The sequence below is a fragment of the Mycobacterium sp. UNC410CL29Cvi84 genome (assembly GCF_000686745.1).
GTDB lineage: Bacteria > Actinomycetota > Actinomycetes > Mycobacteriales > Mycobacteriaceae > Mycobacterium > Mycobacterium mucogenicum_B.
Genome location: NZ_JMLM01000012.1, coordinates 104,219 through 120,713 on the forward strand (window position 1 = coordinate 104,219; position 16,495 = coordinate 120,713).

Annotated in this window: 19 protein-coding genes; 9 read left to right on the forward strand and 10 right to left on the reverse strand. The window is 67.9% G+C overall.

Translation table 11 applies throughout. From position 1 onward, the window contains the following. Positions 1 to 54: 54 nt before the first annotated feature. The 6 genes from pstB to BR47_RS0118125 form a co-directional block, all read right to left on the reverse strand. Positions 55 to 831: a phosphate ABC transporter ATP-binding protein PstB gene (gene pstB / locus BR47_RS0118100; RefSeq protein ID WP_020098814.1), complete on the reverse strand. Its 777-nt coding sequence runs from the start codon at positions 829 to 831 to the stop codon at positions 55 to 57. Between the two features lie 15 nt (positions 832 to 846). Then, positions 847 to 1,761 (reverse strand): phosphate ABC transporter permease PstA, encoded by a 915-nt coding sequence (gene pstA / locus BR47_RS0118105; protein ID WP_029104629.1) that lies wholly within the window; start codon positions 1,759 to 1,761, stop codon positions 847 to 849. A gap of 8 nt (positions 1,762 to 1,769) precedes the next feature. After that, on the reverse strand, positions 1,770 to 2,801 hold the full coding sequence (gene pstC / locus BR47_RS0118110; protein ID WP_036427561.1) for a phosphate ABC transporter permease subunit PstC: 1,032 nt from the start codon (positions 2,799 to 2,801) through the stop codon (positions 1,770 to 1,772). A gap of 72 nt (positions 2,802 to 2,873) precedes the next feature. After that, positions 2,874 to 3,983, reverse strand: coding sequence for a phosphate ABC transporter substrate-binding protein PstS (gene pstS / locus BR47_RS0118115; protein ID WP_029120382.1), 1,110 nt, complete (start codon positions 3,981 to 3,983; stop codon positions 2,874 to 2,876). Positions 3,984 to 4,132: 149 nt separating this feature from the next. Beyond that, on the reverse strand, positions 4,133 to 5,023 hold the full coding sequence (gene mshD, locus BR47_RS0118120) for a mycothiol synthase (protein WP_029120383.1): 891 nt from the start codon (positions 5,021 to 5,023) through the stop codon (positions 4,133 to 4,135). Beyond that, positions 5,020 to 5,796 (reverse strand): winged helix-turn-helix transcriptional regulator, encoded by a 777-nt coding sequence (locus BR47_RS0118125; protein WP_029120384.1) that lies wholly within the window; start codon positions 5,794 to 5,796, stop codon positions 5,020 to 5,022. Before BR47_RS0118125 ends, mshD begins: the two co-directional genes overlap by 4 nt. Positions 5,797 to 6,004: 208 nt before the next feature. Between BR47_RS0118125 and lmeA the strand changes: the two genes are divergently transcribed. The 8 genes from lmeA (at position 6,005) to BR47_RS32700 (ending at position 10,549) form a co-directional block, all read left to right on the forward strand. Continuing rightward, positions 6,005 to 6,802: a mannan chain length control protein LmeA gene (gene lmeA / locus BR47_RS0118130; protein WP_020098808.1), complete on the forward strand. Its 798-nt coding sequence runs from the start codon at positions 6,005 to 6,007 to the stop codon at positions 6,800 to 6,802. Continuing rightward, positions 6,799 to 7,224: a thioredoxin family protein gene (locus tag BR47_RS0118135; protein ID WP_036427562.1), complete on the forward strand. Its 426-nt coding sequence runs from the start codon at positions 6,799 to 6,801 to the stop codon at positions 7,222 to 7,224. The genes lmeA and BR47_RS0118135 overlap by 4 nt, the downstream gene beginning before the upstream one ends. A 29-nt stretch (positions 7,225 to 7,253) precedes the next feature. Next, positions 7,254 to 7,346, forward strand: coding sequence for an Ms5788A family Cys-rich leader peptide (locus BR47_RS34140; protein WP_350224456.1), 93 nt, complete (start codon positions 7,254 to 7,256; stop codon positions 7,344 to 7,346). An 82-nt stretch (positions 7,347 to 7,428) separates the two neighbouring features. Then, entirely contained in the window at positions 7,429 to 7,899 is a 471-nt protein-coding gene (locus BR47_RS0118140; RefSeq protein ID WP_029120385.1) for a DUF4395 domain-containing protein, read from the forward strand. A 38-nt stretch (positions 7,900 to 7,937) separates the two neighbouring features. Beyond that, entirely contained in the window at positions 7,938 to 8,774 is an 837-nt protein-coding gene (locus BR47_RS0118145) for a sulfurtransferase (protein ID WP_020098805.1), read from the forward strand. A 2-nt stretch (positions 8,775 to 8,776) separates the two neighbouring features. Next, positions 8,777 to 9,079: a DUF1416 domain-containing protein gene (locus BR47_RS0118150; protein ID WP_020098804.1), complete on the forward strand. Its 303-nt coding sequence runs from the start codon at positions 8,777 to 8,779 to the stop codon at positions 9,077 to 9,079. Positions 9,080 to 9,316: 237 nt separating this feature from the next. Further along, positions 9,317 to 10,003, forward strand: a complete 687-nt coding sequence (locus BR47_RS0118160) for a heme-binding beta-barrel domain-containing protein (protein WP_020098802.1) — start codon at positions 9,317 to 9,319, stop codon at positions 10,001 to 10,003. A gap of 141 nt (positions 10,004 to 10,144) precedes the next feature. Then, complete coding sequence (locus BR47_RS32700; RefSeq protein WP_081831337.1) at positions 10,145 to 10,549, forward strand: hypothetical protein; 405 nt, start codon at positions 10,145 to 10,147, stop codon at positions 10,547 to 10,549. Between the two features lie 239 nt (positions 10,550 to 10,788). On the opposite strand, the gene BR47_RS0118170 is transcribed toward BR47_RS32700, so the two are convergent. Continuing rightward, complete coding sequence (locus BR47_RS0118170) at positions 10,789 to 11,595, reverse strand: aminotransferase class IV (RefSeq protein ID WP_051634878.1); 807 nt, start codon at positions 11,593 to 11,595, stop codon at positions 10,789 to 10,791. Between the two features lie 39 nt (positions 11,596 to 11,634). Here BR47_RS0118170 and ygfZ point away from each other — a divergent pair, with 39 nt between their 5' ends. Further along, positions 11,635 to 12,702: a CAF17-like 4Fe-4S cluster assembly/insertion protein YgfZ gene (gene ygfZ / locus BR47_RS0118175; protein WP_029120387.1), complete on the forward strand. Its 1,068-nt coding sequence runs from the start codon at positions 11,635 to 11,637 to the stop codon at positions 12,700 to 12,702. On the opposite strand, the gene BR47_RS0118180 is transcribed toward ygfZ, so the two are convergent. The 3 genes from BR47_RS0118180 to BR47_RS0118190 form a co-directional block, all read right to left on the reverse strand. Beyond that, positions 12,699 to 14,174 (reverse strand): APC family permease, encoded by a 1,476-nt coding sequence (locus tag BR47_RS0118180; RefSeq protein WP_029120388.1) that lies wholly within the window; start codon positions 14,172 to 14,174, stop codon positions 12,699 to 12,701. The two genes, ygfZ and BR47_RS0118180, sit on opposite strands and share 4 nt — an antisense overlap. Before the next feature lie 74 nt (positions 14,175 to 14,248). Next, complete coding sequence (locus tag BR47_RS0118185; protein ID WP_029120389.1) at positions 14,249 to 15,715, reverse strand: aldehyde dehydrogenase family protein; 1,467 nt, start codon at positions 15,713 to 15,715, stop codon at positions 14,249 to 14,251. A gap of 170 nt (positions 15,716 to 15,885) precedes the next feature. Beyond that, positions 15,886 to 16,410 carry an Lrp/AsnC family transcriptional regulator gene (locus BR47_RS0118190; RefSeq protein WP_036419968.1) on the reverse strand — a complete coding sequence of 175 codons (525 nt, stop codon included), beginning with the start codon at positions 16,408 to 16,410 and terminating at the stop codon, positions 15,886 to 15,888. Between the last annotated feature and the right edge of the window lie 85 nt (positions 16,411 to 16,495).

The window sequence follows — 16,495 nt, forward strand, 5'->3', positions numbered from 1 at the left end:
CGCGAACCCCCGCGTCGACAATGCCCCCCACGCATACTCGCGGGAGAAGGCGACCTAACCGAAGCGGCCGGAGATGTAGTCCTCGGTGGCCTTCTTGGACGGGTTGGAGAAAATCTTCTCGGTGTCGTCGATCTCGATCAGCTGACCCGGCTTGCCGGTGGCCTCGAGATTGAAGAACGCGGTCTGGTCGCTGACGCGCGCCGCCTGCTGCATGTTGTGCGTGACGATCACAATCGTGAAGTCCTGCTTCAGTTCTGCGATCAGGTCCTCGATGGCGAGCGTCGAGATCGGGTCCAGCGCCGAGCACGGCTCGTCCATCAGGAGCACGTCGGGCTGCACGGCGATGGCGCGGGCGATGCACAGGCGCTGCTGCTGACCGCCCGAGAGACCACCACCGGGCTTGTCGAGGCGGTCCTTGACCTCGTTCCACAGGTTGGCGCCCTTGAGCGACCGCTCGGCGACCTCGTCGAGCGTCTTCTTGTTGCGCACGCCCTGCAGCTTCAGCCCGGCCACCACGTTGTCGCGAATCGACATGGTGGGGAACGGGTTCGGGCGCTGGAACACCATGCCGATGGTCTTGCGCACGCCGACCGGGTCCACGCCGGGGGCGTAGATGTCGTCACCGTCGAGCAGCACCGAACCGGTGGCGCGGGCGCCCGGGATCACCTCGTGCATGCGGTTGAGGGTGCGCAGCACCGTCGACTTGCCGCAGCCCGACGGCCCGATGAACGCCGTTACGCTGCGCGGCTCCACCGACAGGCTGACGCTCTGCACGGCGTGGAAGGAGCCGTAGTAGATGTTGAGATCTTTGAGATCCAGACGCTTGGCCATTGACGGTACTCCTGCTCAAACTTTCTTCGGGGCAAAGAACTTGGCGCCCAACCGCGCCGCCACATTCAGCAGCGCGATCAGCAGCACCAGGGTCAGCGCCGCTCCCCACATCCGGTCGGTGGGGACCTCGTTGGCGCCGGCACCGGCGCCGATCTGGTCGTACATCATGCCCGGCAGCGACCCCATGAAGCCGCCGAACATGTCGAAGTTCATGGCCTGTGCGTAGCCCACCAGGACCAGCAGCGGGGCCGTCTCACCCATGACGCGGGCCAGCGACAGCATGACGCCCGTGACGATGCCCGACAGCGCTGTCGGAATGACAATCCGCACAATGGTTTTCCACTTGGGAATGCCCAGCGCGTAGCTGGCCTCGCGCAGGTCCATCGGGACGATGCGCAGCATCTCCTCGGTGGACCGCACGATGACCGGGATCATCAGCAGTACCAGCGACAGCGACACCGCGAAACCCGTGCGCTGGAAGCCCAGGGTGGCGACCCACAGCGCGTAGACGAACAGCGCGGCGACGATCGACGGGACACCGGTGAGGATGTCGACCATGAAAGTGGTGACCTTGCCCAGTTTGGTGCCGCCGCCGTACTCCACGAGGTACACCGCCACCATCACGCCGATCGGGATCGAGATGACGGCGCACACCAGCGCCTGCAGGACGGTGCCGACGATGGCGTGGTACGCGCCGCCGCCCTCGACGAACGCCGTCATGCCGGACTGCGAGTTGGTGAACCATTCCGACGCGGTGAGGGCCTTGTAGCCCTTGGTGATAACGGAATACAGCACCCACACCAACGGGATCAGCGCCACGAGCAGTGACAGGCTGACGAGCACCGTCGCGACCTTGTCGGTCACCTTGCGGCGCAGGCCCACCCCTTCGAACGACTGGTGCTTGACGGGCCGCTCCAGCATCGCCGCCATCTTCGCGTTCATTTCGCCGTCCTTCCGGCCACGACCGCGCGTGCCGCGGAGTTCACCACGAACGTCAGGATGAACAGCACCAGGCCGGCGGCAATGTAGGCGCCTGCTTTGTACTGGTCGTTGAATTCGCTTGCGGTGGCCGCGATCTTGCTGGCGAACGTGTAGCCGCCGTCGAACAGGGTCCAGCTGAACTGGGTCTGCGTACCGCGCAGGATGATCAGCAGCGCGATGGTCTCGCCGAGCGCGCGGCCGAGGCCGAGCATCGCACCGCTGATGTAGCCCGAGAGGCCGAACGGCAGCACCGTGGTGCGCACGACCTCCCAGCGGGTGGCGCCCAGCGCCAGTGCGGCTTCGATCTGGCCGCGCGGCGTCTGGATGAAGACCTCACGAGTGACAGCGGTGATGATCGGCAGGATCATCACCGCGAGCACGATGCCCGCGGTGAAGATGGTGCCGCCACCGGCCACCGAGGCGTTGCCGGTCTTGAACAGGAACAGCCAGTCGAGATTCTTGTTGAGCCACAACGCAAACGGCTTGAGCACGGGAGCCAGCACGTAGAGGCCCCACACGCCGTAGACGATCGACGGCACCGCCGCGAGCAGGTCCACCACATACGCCAGCGGTCCGGCCAGCCGGCGCGGCGCGTACTGCGTCTGGAAGATCGCGATACCCAGCGCCACCGGCATCGCGATCAGCAGCGCGAACACCGATACGAAGACGGTGACCTGCAGCAGATCGAGGATGCCGAAGTGCATCGCCGAGGTGTCGGTGGTGACCCAGTTGCCACCGAAAGTGAAGAAGTTCTCTTTGTTACGGGCGAGCGCCGGGATGGCGCGCCACAGCAGGAACACACCGATGGCCGCGATCAGCGCGACGATCAGTACGCCGGAACCCTCGGCGAGCAGGCGGAAAATCCGGTCGCCCAGGCGAACTTTCGAGCCCTTCAGCGGGTCGAGAGACACCGGCGTCGGCTCGGGGAAGGGTGCGGCAAGCGCCTCCCCCGACCCCGCGTCGGCTGGATTCGGTGTTGTCACTGTCATCCTGTCAGGAACCTAACGGTCGTGGGCTCCGGTTCCATCCTTACTGCGATGGAACCGGAGCGCCAGCACTGCTTAAGCGATTGCGTCGACCGACTGCAGCAGACGCGCCTTGAAAGCGTCGGGCAGCGGGATGTAGCCCGCCTTCGACAGGTTGGCCTGACCCTGGTTGGCGGCCACCTTCAGGAACGACTTCACCGCGGCGGCGGTATCGGCGTCGTAGCCCTTCGAGCAGACGATCTCGTAGGTGGCCAGCACCAGCGGGTAGGCGCCGGCTTCCTTGGTCGAGTACAGCGACTTCAGGTCGAGGGCCAGGTCGTTGCCGTCCTTGGCGAACTTGGCGGACGCGATGGCCTTCTTGGCGTTGTCGTCGGTCAGTTCGACTGCGCCCGAACCGGTGTCGATCTGCGCGAACGGCAGACCGGCAGCGGCGGCCGGGCTCTTCTCGACGTAGCCGATGGCACCCGGGGTGGCCTGCACGGCCTGCACGACGCCGGCCGACTTCTGCGCGCCCTCACCGGCGCCACCCTGGAACTCGCTGCCGGCGCCCTTCTTCCAGCTCTCCGGAGCCGCGGCGGACAGGTACTTCTGGAAGTTGTCGGTGGTGCCCGACGAGTCCGAGCGGTAGACGGGCTTGATGTCGGCGTCCGGCAGGGTGGTGCCCGCGTTCAGCGCGGCGATGGCCGGGTCGTTCCACTTCTTGATCTCGCCCTGGAAGATCTTGGCCAGCACGTCGGCGTTGACGACGAGCTTGCTCACGCCTTCGAGGTGGTAGGCCAGGGCGACGGGGCCGAAGACCAGCGGCAGGTTCCACGCCGGGTTGCCGCCGCAACGCTCGGCGGCCTTCTCGATCTGCTCCTTGGCCAGCGCCGAGTCGGAACCGGCGAAGTCGACCTGCTTGGCGATGAACTGCTGGCGGCCGGCGCCCGAGCCGGTGCCGTTGTAGGACAGGTTCTTGCCCGAGCAAACCTGGCCCCAAGCCTTGTTGAACTCGGCGATCGCGTTCTGCTGCGCGGTCGAGCCCTCGGCGGTCAGCGCGTTCTTTCCGCCGCACTCGGCGGCCGAGCCGGACGACGACGACGCGGTGCCGGACTTGTTGTCATTGCCACACGCAGTCATACCGACGGCAAGCGATGCGGCCGCTGCGGTGACGACGAATGCTCTACCGATGCTGGTGAACTTCACGGGTCCTACTTTCGGTGTCGGCCGATGGTCGGCTTTCAAGGGTCGGCTTCCGACTCCCGCGCAACGTATGCGGCCGTAATGGACGAATCACTGATGCCGAATGAACACCGGGTGAACACGGACAGGGACTTTTCAGCCAACTCGCCGTTTCAGCTAACGGTCGGGGCCCCCGCGTAGGCGACGTCGGCGCTGTACAGCTCGAACCCGAGACGTCGGTAGGTCTTCACCGCCGCAGTGTTGTCTGCCTCGACATACAGCAGTACGGTCCCGTCCGTCCCCAGCCGGTCGGCCAGGTAGTGCAGGCCGGCCAGCGTCAGCAACGCCCCGAGGCCGCGGCCCTGCGCGTCCGGGCCGACGCCGACGACGTACACCTCGCCCAGGCCGGAGCCCGGGTGAATCTTCGTCCAGTGGAAGCCGAGCAACCGTTCCCCGGTCAGATCGTCGGCGTCATATGCCAGGAACAACCCGGCCGGATCGAACCACGACTCACCCCGGCGTTCGTCCATCTCGGCCTGCGTCCAGCCACCCTGCTCGGGGTGCCAGTGGAACGCCGCGTTGTTGACGCGCAGCAGTTCGGCGTCGACGTCGGGTCCCGGATAGGTGGTCAGCCAAACACCCGGTACCTCGGTCAGCGCAGGCAGGGCCGACAACGAGCGGCGCATCTGCCAGAGTTCGCGCACCGCGGTCAGGCCGAGCGCCGCGGCGGTGGCCCGTGCGGCATCGAGGTTGCCGTGCGCCCAGATTCGGGTGGCCGGGCCACCGGCGGCCAGGCCGGTGCGGATCAGCTCGCTGCCGATCCCCCGGCGCCGGGCGTCGACGGCGACGACGGCCTCGGCCATGTCCGGCGCGAGATTCAGATAGCCGACCAGCGCACCGGAGTCATGCGCCAGCAGATGCCGGGTGCGGTCTAGCGGGAGTTCGCGCAGCACCTGGTCCCCGACCGGGGCCACGCCGTCGGCGGCGGTCGCCGCCGCGACGAGTTCACGGATGGCCGTCTGGTCGGCAGCACTCAGTGCGGTGTGCCAGGTCAGTTCCGTCACTGCACGGGCTGGGTCTGGCGGGCGCCGTTCTCGACGTCACCGGAGTCGCCGTCGTCCTCGTCGTCGATGTCGTCGACCGATTCGGGGGCGCCGTTGGTGCGGCCGCGTGCGGGCCGGACGGCCTTGTAACCGACGTTGCGGACGGTGCCGATCAGCGACTCGTAGTCGGGGCCGAGCTTGGCGCGCAGGCGCCGGACGTGCACGTCGACGGTGCGGGTGCCGCCGAAGAAGTCGTAGCCCCACACCTCCTGGAGCAATTGGGCGCGGGTGAAGACCCGGCCGGCGTGCTGAGCCAGGTACTTCAGCAGCTCGAATTCCTTGTAGGTCAGGTCGAGAGGCTTGCCACGTAGCCGCGCGGTGTAAGTGCCCTCATCGATGACGAGTTCGCCGAGCGTGATCTTGCCGGCGCTCTGCTGGTCGGCGACGCCGTTACGGCGTCCCACGAGCAGCCGCAGCCGGGCGTCGATCTCGGCCGGGCCGGTGCCGGGCAGCAGGATTTCGTCGATACCCCACTCGACGTTGACGGCCACCAGGCCGCCTTCGTTGACCACGGCCACCACGGGTACGGACGCTCCGGTGCTGCCCAGCAGACGACAGAGTCCGCGGGCGGCCGCGAGATCAGTGCGCGCGTCGACGATCGCCACATCGGCGTTGCCGGCTTCCAGCAACGACGACACCTCGGTGGGTGCCGGCCGCACACTGTGCGGCAGTAGCGCCAGCGCCGGGAGCACAGACTCCGGGTGCGGGTCGACGGTCAGTAGCAGAAGATCCAACGGGTCCTCCAGTACGTCCGGGGCCACACCGGACTCTCCCCCGCGACGACGCTGTCGCAGTTCAATCCGATTCAACTCCGGAGAATCATGGCTGACACATGGCCGTTACCGGCCAAGATCATCTAACGATAGCTTGCCACCTGCGATTTAGCGGCTTGGAACGGCCGGTCGCACCACTGCGTGGCTGGCCGTACGCCAGAATGTCCGGATGCGTAAGGTGCTGACCCGACTGCTGATCCCAGCGGTCGTGCTGATCCTCGCGGTCGTCGGCACCGATTTCGGCTTCGCGATCTTCGCCGAATATCGAATGTCCCGCAGCGTCCGGACCGCGGCCCACCTGCACTTCGATCCGTGGGTGTCGATCCTCGGTTTCCCCTTCGCAACCCAGGCCGCGCGGGGCCGCTACCAGCAGGTCGAGGTCAAGGCGGCCGCCGTCGCGCACCCCGTCGTGGGGAAGGCGTCCATCGAGGCCACGCTGTACGACATGGTCGCGACGCCCAAGTCCTGGCTCATCGGACCCGACGCCAAATTGACCGCGGCGAAGCTGGAAAGCCGCATCATCGTCGACTCGACCCATGTCGGCCGCTTCATGGGCATCAAGGACCTGTTGGTGGAAGCCCCCACCAACGATTCCAACGATGCGACCGGCGGCACTACCGAATCCGGTATTTCCGAGAACCACGGCCTCGTGTTCACCGGGACCCCGGCCGCCGCCGGCCTCGACAAGCGCGTCAGCGTCTCGGTGGACCTGTCCATCACCGGCGCCGACCGCACCAACCTGGTGTTCACGGCGACCGACGTGCTCACCGGCCCGGGCACCGCGGAAGAAAAGGTGCCCGACGACAAGAAGGCCGCCGTCCTGCGGGCCTTCTCCACCACGATGCCGGGAATGAAGCTGCCGTTCGGGCTGACCCCGACCAGCGAGGGGGCCCGCGGCTCCGACGTCATCATCGAAGGCATCGCGACGGGAGTAACCGTGCCCCTGGATGGGTTCAGACAATCATGAACTCCACAGTTGTGGTGCTGACGGTCCTGGTCGCCGCGCTCGGGATCGCGTACATCATCGGCCGCCTGCTGACGCTGCGCGCCGGCCTGATGAAGGAAGTGATACCGGCCGAGGCGTCGGCCGAAAACGACAACGCCGACCTCGGCCTGTCGACCACCGGCCCGACGGTCGTGCATTTCAGCGCAACGTGGTGCGGACCCTGCGCGGCCGTGCGCCGCGTCGTCGACCAGGTGTGCGACGACCTCGGGGTCGCGCACGTCGAACTCGATCTCGACGCCAATCCCGTTGCGGCCCGACGACTGTCGGTGCTCTCGCTGCCGACGACGTTCATCTTCGACGCCGCGGGGCAGCAGCGGTACCGCACCGCGGGCGTCCCGAAATCCGCTGATCTGCGCGAGGCCCTGCTACCGCTGTTGGCCTGACCACCCCGTTGTTGGGTAAGCTGTCTGCCGTGTTGGCCCCCCGCGAGCTCCTGCTCACCAAGCGTCGCGCAGTAGATCTGTGCCGCGTTGCGGGTTGTTGCTGTTGTTGTTGTAGCTGCTGAGTAGCCGCGCCGTCATTTCGTGTTGCGCTCCGAGCAGCCCTTCTGTGGCCAGTCCACATTTACAACCAACAGGAGCTTTCCCATGTCAGACAATTCCATCGAAACCCCGCAGGTCGACGTTCGCGGACCCCGCTTCGCAGCCTGGGTCACCACCGGCGTGCTGATCCTCACGCTGCTCGTTTCGGCCGCCAGCCCGATCGCCGCGGCCGTGATTCTCGGTCTGCAGGCCGTCGTGTTCGCGATCGGCGCCTTCGGCGGACCGCGCAAGCATCCCTACGGCCGGATCTTCGCCACCTTCATCGCGCCGCGGCTGGCCCCGGTGAGCGAGAAGGAACCGGTCGCGCCGCTGAAGTTCGCCCAGCTCGTCGGACTGCTGTTCGCCATCGTGGGATTCGTCGGCTTCGCGACGGGTATCACCGCGCTGGGCCTCGGTGCCACCGCGTTCGCGTTGATCGCCGCCTTCCTCAACGCCGCCTTCGGCATCTGCCTCGGTTGCCAGATTTACCCGCTCGTGGCGCGATTCCGCGGCACCGGCGCCCCCGCCACCACCTGACCCGCTAGAGCTCATAAGCAACCGAAAGGAATTCGTACATGGCACGTTCCGACGTCCTGGTCTCGACCGAATGGGCCGAGAACAACCTCGACACCGCCGGCGTGGTGTTCGTCGAGGTCGACGAGAACACCAGCGCCTACGACGACGAGGGGCACATCCCCGGCGCCGTCAAGCTGGACTGGCGCGATGATCTGCAGGACTCGGTCAAGCGTGACTTCGTCGACCAGCAGCAGTTCTCGAAGCTGTTGTCCGACAAGGGCATCAGCAACGACGACACCGTCATCCTGTACGGCGGCAACAACAACTGGTTCGCGGCTTACGCCTACTGGTACTTCAAGCTGTACGGCCACGACGACGTCAAGCTGCTCGACGGCGGCCGCAAGCGCTGGGAGCTCGACGACCGCCCGCTGGTCAAGGACGCCACCGTCCGCCCGGCGACCTCGTACGAGGCCAAGCCCATCGACAACAGCATCCGCGCGTTCCGCGACGAGGTGATCGCCGCGATCAACACCAAGAACCTGGTCGACGTGCGTTCGCCCGACGAGTTCTCCGGCAAGATTCTGGCTCCCGCGCACCTGCCGCAGGAGCAGAGCCAGCGCCCCGGCCACGTGCCGAGCGCCATCAACGTGCCGTGGAGCCGGGCCGCAAACGACGACGGCACCTTCAAGTCCGACGAGGAGCTGGCGAAGATCTACGCCGACGCCGGCCTCGACGGCGAGAAGGAGACCATCGCCTACTGCCGCATCGGTGAGCGTTCGTCGCACACCTGGTTCGTGCTGCAGGAACTGCTCGGCCACCGGAATGTAAAGAACTACGACGGCAGTTGGACCGAATACGGCTCCCTGGTGGGTGCCCCGATCGAGTTGGGAAACTGAATATGTGCTCTGCACCCAAGCAAGGCCTGACGCTGCCGGCCAGCGTTGACCTGGAGAAGGAAACGGTCATCACCGGCCGCGTCGTCGACGGCTCGGGCCAGCCGGTCGGTGGGGCATTCGTGCGCCTGCTGGACAGCACGGACGAGTTCACCGCCGAGGTCGTCGCGTCGGCCACCGGTGACTTCCGCTTCTTCGCCGCGCCCGGCACCTGGACGCTGCGCGCACTGTCCAAGGTCGGCAACGGCGACGCCGTGGTTGCGCCGACCGGTGCCGGCATCCACGAGGTCGACGTCAAGGTCGCATGACCTGAGTTAGTTCTCACTGCCGCGAGCGGCCGTGTTTGTACCCCGACACTCCGTGTCCGGACGTACAGATGCGGCCGCTCGTCGCATTTGAGGAGCCGGTGCGGCGCACGTCACACCGAAGCCCCGAGTAATCTGTCTCCTCGTGGTGCTTTTCTTCGAGATCCTGCTGGTCGTGGCCACGCTGGCCATCACCTGGTTCGCGCTCTACGCGCTGTACCGCCTGATCACCGACGAGTCGTGACGTCCGACCAGGACCCTGACGGCTTGGGCGAGCTCGGCGCACTGAGCGGCTCCGGCGACCGCGCCATCGCCGCGGCAGCCGATCGCGCCAAGGCCACGGCCGCGCGCAACGTGCCCGGGTTCGACGACCTGCCGCTGCCCGCGGATACCGCCAACCTGCGCGAAGGTGCGGACTTCAACGACGCCCTGCTGGCCCTGCTGCCGCTCGTCGGCGTCTGGCGCGGTGAGGGCGAGGGCCGCGAGTCCGCCGGCGACTACCGGTTCGGTCAGCAGATCATCGTGTCGCACAACGGCGGCGACTACCTCAACTGGGATGCCCGCTCCTGGCGGCTCGACGAGAACGGCGAATACGCCGGCCCGGGCCTGCGCGAGACCGGCTACTGGCGGTTCGTGAACGATCCGAACGATCCCCACGGGCAGGACGAGTCCCAGGCCATCGAGCTGCTGCTGGCGCATTCGGCCGGCTACGTCGAGCTGTTCTACGGCACCCCGCTGAACCAGGCCTCCTGGGAACTGGCGACCGACGCCCTGGCCCGCAGCAAGTCCGGCATGCTCGTCGGCGGCGCGAAGCGGCTGTACGGGATCATCGAGAACGGCGACCTGGCCTACGTCGAGGAGCGCGTGGACGCCGACGGCGGCCTGACCCCGCACCTCTCCGCGCGCCTGTCGCGTTTCGTCGGCTGACGGTCCGTCAGCTCGCCCCGCTGATCTCGTAGCTCCCGGCGCAGCCACTTCACAGGCGACGCCCAGATTCTCGATATCACTCCCCCATCGGCGCTCTCTAGCGTCTGCCTGGTCAGTATTCGCAACCAGATTGGGGGAAACGTGGTTCCTTCCGCTATTCGTCTCGCCGTCTTCAGTGCGACCGCGGCCGCACTGGTCGGCGGTGTGGTCGGGTGTTCGTCGAGCAGCGACTCGGCACCGAGCAGTTCGAGCACGGCGTCGTCGGCAGCCTCGTCCAGCAGCGCGGCACCGGCGTCCGGCTCGGAAGCTCCGGGCACGCCACCCGGTGGTGACGCCTTCGCGCAGTGCCTGACCGAGCACGGCGTTCCCGCGCCGCCGCAGGGCCCGCCGCCGGGCGCTCCGGGCAAGCACGAGGGCCATCAGGGTCCGCCGCCCGGTGGCGAGCACGGCACCCCGCCGGCTCCTCCAGGGGTCGACGAGAACACCTGGAAGTCCGCGACGCAGGCGTGCAACTCGCTCGCGCCGGCGCCCCCGCCGGCCGGCTGACCTACCCCGGACATGGGGCGGCCCCCGAGCCAAGGTTCCTGGTTGGACAAGACCGGGAGGCTCGGGGGCCGGGTGGCTGCGGGAATTCGCGAGTGCGCTCGGGAATTACCCTGCGCTACTAGCGGGCAGCCACCTCACATGTCCTCAAAGAATCAATCAATTTGTCGGACCACCTCCTTCCCTGTGTACGTGCGACCGTACTCCCAGGTCGAAGACCCGACAACCGATTTTTCTCGGACTCAGATCTGCCCGTCGATCAACCCGCGGATCAAGGCCTCGAAAGGCGAGCCCGGCAACGCGCGCTCATCCAAGGTATGCACCCGCGCCGCCAGCGTGATCGCCGAAAGCAGCCAAACACCTTGTGCGGCAAACAAATCCGGCACGGTCACCCGCCGGTACACACACTCGACACCCTGCGCCGCGGCGGCCGCGAACAGCGCGCGCTGCGTGGTCGACGGCAGGATCGACGACGCATCGGGCGTCACCAGAACCGGTTCGCCGGCCGCGCCACGAACCGCCAGCACGACGGCCGAGCGCGGCCCTTCGAGCACCGCGCCCGTCGCGTCGACGAACACGGCGTCACCGGCACCGGCCCGTTCGGCATGCCGCAGCGCGGCGACGTTCGCGGCATAGGACAGCGATTTCGCGGCCGCGAGCGGCCAGTGCGGCCGCACCAGTGTCACCGCCGCGACACCGTCCCGGCGGGCCGCGGCGACGCGCGCCGGCACGGCCGAGACCATCACGAACGCCACCACACCGTCGGCACCGCGGCCGAGCACCAGCCGCAGCACGGCCTCTCCGCCGGGCCACTGGCCGACCGCGGACGCCACCGCCGCCCGCCACCGCTCGGAATGGGGGCACGGCAGCCCAGCCAGTACCGCCGACCCCGCCAACCGCGCCAGGTGCTCGTCGAGCAGGAGGACGACGCCGCCCCGCACCAATGCCGTCTCGAAGACCCCGTCGCCGCGAGAGAACACGGGATCGTCGGCGCGGACCGTGGCCCGGCAGCCGTCGACTGCGACGACGATCGGCGGCGGGGTGGTCACGGCCAGAAGGCTAGTCGGGACGCCAACTAGGCTCGAAGCATGAGCGCAGTTCCCGCCCCCGAATCCGGACCCGACGCCGGCGCCGTCTGGCACTACGGCGACCCGCTCGGGGAGCAGCGTGCCGCCGCCACCGAGGCCATCGTCGTCGACCGCGGCCACCGCGCGACCATCGCACTCACCGGCGACGACCGCCAGAGCTGGCTGCACACCATCTCGAGCCAGCACGTCAGCGCCCTGCCGGAGGGGTCCGTCGTCCAGAACCTGAGCCTCGACGGCCAGGGCCGCGTCGAGGACCACTGGCTGCAGACCGAGCTCGGCGGCGTCACCACGCTGGACACCGAATCGTGGCGCGGGCAGCCGCTCGCCGACTTCCTGCGCAAGATGGTGTTCTGGTCGAAGGTCGAGGTGAACCCGGCCGACCTCGCGGTGCTGTCGCTGCTCGGGCCCGCCGTCAACCAGCTGGACCTGCCGACCCCGGACACCGAGTGGACGGCCGCGCCGCTGCCCCAAGGCGGTTTCGTGCGCCGGGTGGGTCCGGAGGAGATCGAGCTGGTGGTGCCGCGGGCCGACGCCGCGGCATGGCGGCAGCGGCTGCTGGACGCGGGCGTCCGACCCGCGGGATTGTGGGCCTACGAGGCCCTGCGGGTGGCGGCGCTGCGGCCGCGGTTGGGCGTCGACACCGATGAGCGCACCATCCCGCATGAGGTCGGCTGGATCGGCGGGCCGGGCGTCGGCGCCGTGCATCTGGACAAGGGCTGCTACCGCGGCCAGGAGACCGTCGCCCGGGTCCACAACCTGGGCAAGCCACCCCGCATGCTGGTCCTGCTGCATCTCGACGGCGGCGATGACCGTCCCGCGACGGGTGATCCGGTGCTCGCCGGTGGCCGGGCGATCGGCCGCGTGGGCACCGTCGCCGAGCATGTGGACCTGGGCCCGATCGCGCTGGCGCTGCTCAAGCGCGGCGTGCCCGCTGATACGGAGCTGACCACCGGCGGTGACGCCCAGGTGCCCGCCGCGATCGACGCGGACTCGCTGCCGGAGGCCGATACGTCCGCCGGCGCGGGCCGGGCCGCGGTGGACCGGTTGCGCGGCGGCGCCCGGAACTAGTTGTCCTGCACCAGCGCCCGGTAGCGGTCGGGACGGCGGCGCCGGACCCGCTCGGCGACGACGACGCCCGCGGCGAAGATCGCGGCGATGAGCCCGCCGAGCACGACCGCGGTGGTGGTGCTGCCGACCAGGAGCGCGAAGTTCTTGATCACCAGCAGCAGGATCGCGATGAGGCCAAGGAAGGACAGGCCGGGCGCGATCACGGTGTGCCACAGGCTCGCACCGTGCTCCTGCGTCCGGAAGAAGACGATGACGGCCAGGCTCGTCATTGCCATGAGGGCGATGAGGCCCAGTGTGGACGCGCCGGAGAACCACATGTAGGTCTGGGTGATCGGGTCCCAGCCGATCACCGCGACGGCCACCATCGCGGTCAGCGAGATCACCGTGAACACCAGCGACGAGCGGGACGGCGTGCGGTGGCGTTCGTCGATCTCGGCGAGCGACGCGGGCAGCAGCCCCTTGGTCGCCAACGTGAACTGGTAGCGCGTGATGACGTTGTGGAACGACAGCACGCAGGCGAAGAAGCTGGTCACCAGCAGCACCTGGATGACGTCGGTGAGGATCGGCGAGACGTAGGTGCTCGCCAGGTTCTGCACGACGTTCTCGGGCTCGGCCTTGGCAGCGTCGACGGCGCGGTCGACGCCCAGGCCCTCGACGACGGCCCACGCCGCCAGGGCGTAGAACAGGCCGATGAAGACCACCGCGGTGTAGGTCGCCCGCGGGATGGTGCGGTCGGGGTCCTTGGCCTCGTTGCGGAACACCGCGGTCGCCTCGAATCCGATGAAGCAGAAGAACGCGAACATCAGCCCGAGACTCGGTGCACCGGTGGCGAATTCGGACGGTGACAGCGGTACGAGGCTCAGGCCGCCCTCACCGCCGGACCAGCCGGCTCCGCCCGCACAGATGACGCCGATGTCGACGAGCACTACGGCCAGCGTCTCGGCGATCAGCAGCACGCCCAGCACCTTGGAGCTCAGCTCGATGTCGCGGTAGCCCAGCACCCCGACCAGACAGACCCAGCCAATCGCACTGGCCCACCACGGAATTCCGATGTGCACGGCGGTCAACAGCTTCGACGTGGCCACACCGAGGTAGGTGTACAGCCCGATGAGCATCACCCCGTAGGACCCCAGCGCCAACGCCGCCGCCCCTACCCCGACGTGCCGCCCCAGCCCGCGCTGGATGTACGAGTAGAACGCGCCGGCATTCGGCACGTACTTGCTCATCGAGGTGAAGCCGACCGAGAACAGCGCCAGGATCACCATCGCGATCAGGAAGAACTGCGGGGCGGCGGCGCTGCCGCTCACCGAGATGATGATCGGGACGCTGGCGGTGACGACGGCCAGCGGGGCGGCCGCGGCGACGACCATGAACACGATGGAGCCCACGCCCAGCCCGCGCTGCAGCATGGTGTGTGTCCCGGGCGCTGCTTCCAGCGTCGTCGCGGGGTCGGATGGTGGAGTGTTGATCATTGATTTTCGGCTTTCTGACGACGCTGTCGGGGTGAATTCCGGGAACCCAGGAACGGCGGGGTGGTCGGGCGGGGTCAGTCGGCGAGCACGCCCCGCAGCACGATGCTCTTGATCTGGGTGAATTCGTCGAGCGTGTAGGCGATCCCTTCACGCCCCAGGCCGCTCTTCTTGTAGCCGCCGAACGCGGCCACGTCGGGCCGGTAGGTGTTGCCGCCGTTGACCGAGACGATGCCGGCCTTGATGCGCCGGCCGGCGCGGATGGCCTGTGTGACGTCGTTGGTGAAAACCGCTGCATTGAGCCCGAATTGGGAGGCGTTGGCGAGTTCGATCGCCTCGTCGAGGTTGTCGACGGCGAGCAGCGAGAAGACCGGCCCGAAGATTTCTTCGTCGGTGGCGATGCCGACGCGCGTGTCGATCTCCAGCAGCGTGGGGTCGATGAAGGCGCCGCGCCGCGTGCCACCGACCAGCACGCGCGCGCCCTGCTCGACGGCCTCGTGGATCTGCCGTTCGACGGTCCGGGCCGCCTCGACGCTGATGAGCGGACCGACATCGGTGGTTTCGCCGCGCTGATCGCCGACCCGTAGCGCCGCGACCCGCTCGCGCAGGCGGTCCACGAACTCCTGATAGCGGGACTGGACGACCATGATGCGCTTGGTGGCCACGCACACCTGTCCGTTGGCGTAGGTGCGCCCCGCGACGGCATGGTCGACGGCCGTGTCCAGGTCGGCATCGTCGCAGACGATGAAGGCGTCGTTGCCGCTGAGTTCGAGGAAGACGCGCACGACGTTGCGGCCCGCGGCGGCGGCGATGACGGCGCCCACCGCCGTGCTGCCGGTGAACGTGACCGCCGCGATGTCGGGGCTGCCGGCCAGGTGCGCGCCGACGACATGGCCGTAGCCGGTGACCAATTGCAGTGCGGCGCCGGGCACTCCGGCCCGGTGCAGGATCTCGGTGAGCATGACCGCCACGATCGGGTCGTCCTCCGGCGGCTTGACGATCATGGCGTTGCCTGCGGCGAGCGCGGCGCCCACCTTGTGCGCGTACAGCTCGGCCGGGAAGTTGAACGGGACGATGCCCACCATGACGCCGAGCGGCTCACGCACCGTGAGCATGAGGTCCGATTGCAGCCCGTCCTGAATATCGAGCGGGATGGTCTGCCCGAACAGCCGCAGGGACTCCTCGGCGAAGCCGTCGAAGATGCGGGCGGTGGTGTCGATCTCCAGCCTCGCGTCGGCGATGGTCTTGCCGTTCTCCGCCGACAGCATCGCGCTCAGTTGCGCGCGGTCGGCCCGGATCTGTGCCGCGGCGGCCTTGAGGATGGCGGCGCGACGGAAAGCCGGTGTTGCCGACCAGGTTTCGGCACCTGCCACGGCCGCGTCGAGGGCGTCCTGCGCGTCGGCGATCGTGCCCGCCGGCACGGTGCCGATGAGGTGGCCGTCGAACTTGTCGCGGATCTCGATGACCTCACCGGAGGCGCTGTCGCGCGCCTGACCACCGATCGACATCCGGTGTTTGGCGAGCAGTTCCGTTGCTGCGGTCATCGTCGAATTCCTCTCGGGCGGGCCATGGCGGCAAGACGCTGCCTATGATGCAGACCACATTTCGTGCCCCGGGAAGATTCCGAACATCGTGCGCCAGGTGGTCCGGAAGTTTCGATGATCTTCGAAACAAGCCCGGCCGAAGCTGGTGCCCGCCGAAATTTCTTCGGTATTTACCGGATCGGCCGACGCATCTCGTCGTAACCGCTGACGTACTCCATGTGCTGGACCCCGATGTAGTGGTCGAACATGATGCTGGTGGTCGTGGCCGCGACGGGCCCGGAACTGAGCTTGGTCGCGACGAAGTCGCGCAGCTGACTGGTCGACGTGCAGGCCACGTGAATCAGGAAGTCGTCCGGCCCGCCCATGTGAAACACGTTGAGCACCTGGGGAAACCGGATCACGCGGCTGGCGTAGCTCTTGACCTGATCACGCGCCGACGCCGGCAGTCGCACGAAAACGATTGCCTGCACCGGGAATCCGAGGGCCTCGTAGTCCACGAAAGCGTTGATCGAGCGGATCACACCGAGCTGCTCGAGCCGCTTGATCCGGGCATGGCAGGTCGACGGCGCGATCCCCGCCTTGCGGGCCAACTCGTTGTTGGTGCGCCGCCCGTTGGTGGTCAGCTCCCAGAGCAACAACTCGTCGATCTCGTCGGTCTTGACCTCTCCGACCCGGTCGTCCTCGTACCGCTGCATCTGAACCTCCTCGTCCCACAGCCTGAATCCGCGTCGTCCACATCCGCGTTCGGGCAGCACATCCTTCGGCGCAACTCGGACAATA

Coding starts and splice junctions, on each gene's coding strand:
- pstB (WP_020098814.1), bottom strand. CDS start 831: ATGGCCAAGCGTCTGGATCTCAAAGATCTCAACATCTACTACGGCTCC.
- pstA (WP_029104629.1), bottom strand. CDS start 1,761: ATGGCGGCGATGCTGGAGCGGCCCGTCAAGCACCAGTCGTTCGAAGGG.
- pstC (WP_036427561.1), bottom strand. CDS start 2,801: ATGACAGTGACAACACCGAATCCAGCCGACGCGGGGTCGGGGGAGGCG.
- lmeA (WP_020098808.1), top strand. CDS start 6,005: ATGCGTAAGGTGCTGACCCGACTGCTGATCCCAGCGGTCGTGCTGATC.
- BR47_RS0118135 (WP_036427562.1), top strand. CDS start 6,799: ATGAACTCCACAGTTGTGGTGCTGACGGTCCTGGTCGCCGCGCTCGGG.
- BR47_RS0118140 (WP_029120385.1), top strand. CDS start 7,429: ATGTCAGACAATTCCATCGAAACCCCGCAGGTCGACGTTCGCGGACCC.
- BR47_RS0118145 (WP_020098805.1), top strand. CDS start 7,938: ATGGCACGTTCCGACGTCCTGGTCTCGACCGAATGGGCCGAGAACAAC.
- BR47_RS0118150 (WP_020098804.1), top strand. CDS start 8,777: ATGTGCTCTGCACCCAAGCAAGGCCTGACGCTGCCGGCCAGCGTTGAC.
- ygfZ (WP_029120387.1), top strand. CDS start 11,635: ATGAGCGCAGTTCCCGCCCCCGAATCCGGACCCGACGCCGGCGCCGTC.
- BR47_RS0118180 (WP_029120388.1), bottom strand. CDS start 14,174: ATGATCAACACTCCACCATCCGACCCCGCGACGACGCTGGAAGCAGCG.
- BR47_RS0118185 (WP_029120389.1), bottom strand. CDS start 15,715: ATGACCGCAGCAACGGAACTGCTCGCCAAACACCGGATGTCGATCGGT.
- BR47_RS0118190 (WP_036419968.1), bottom strand. CDS start 16,410: ATGCAGCGGTACGAGGACGACCGGGTCGGAGAGGTCAAGACCGACGAG.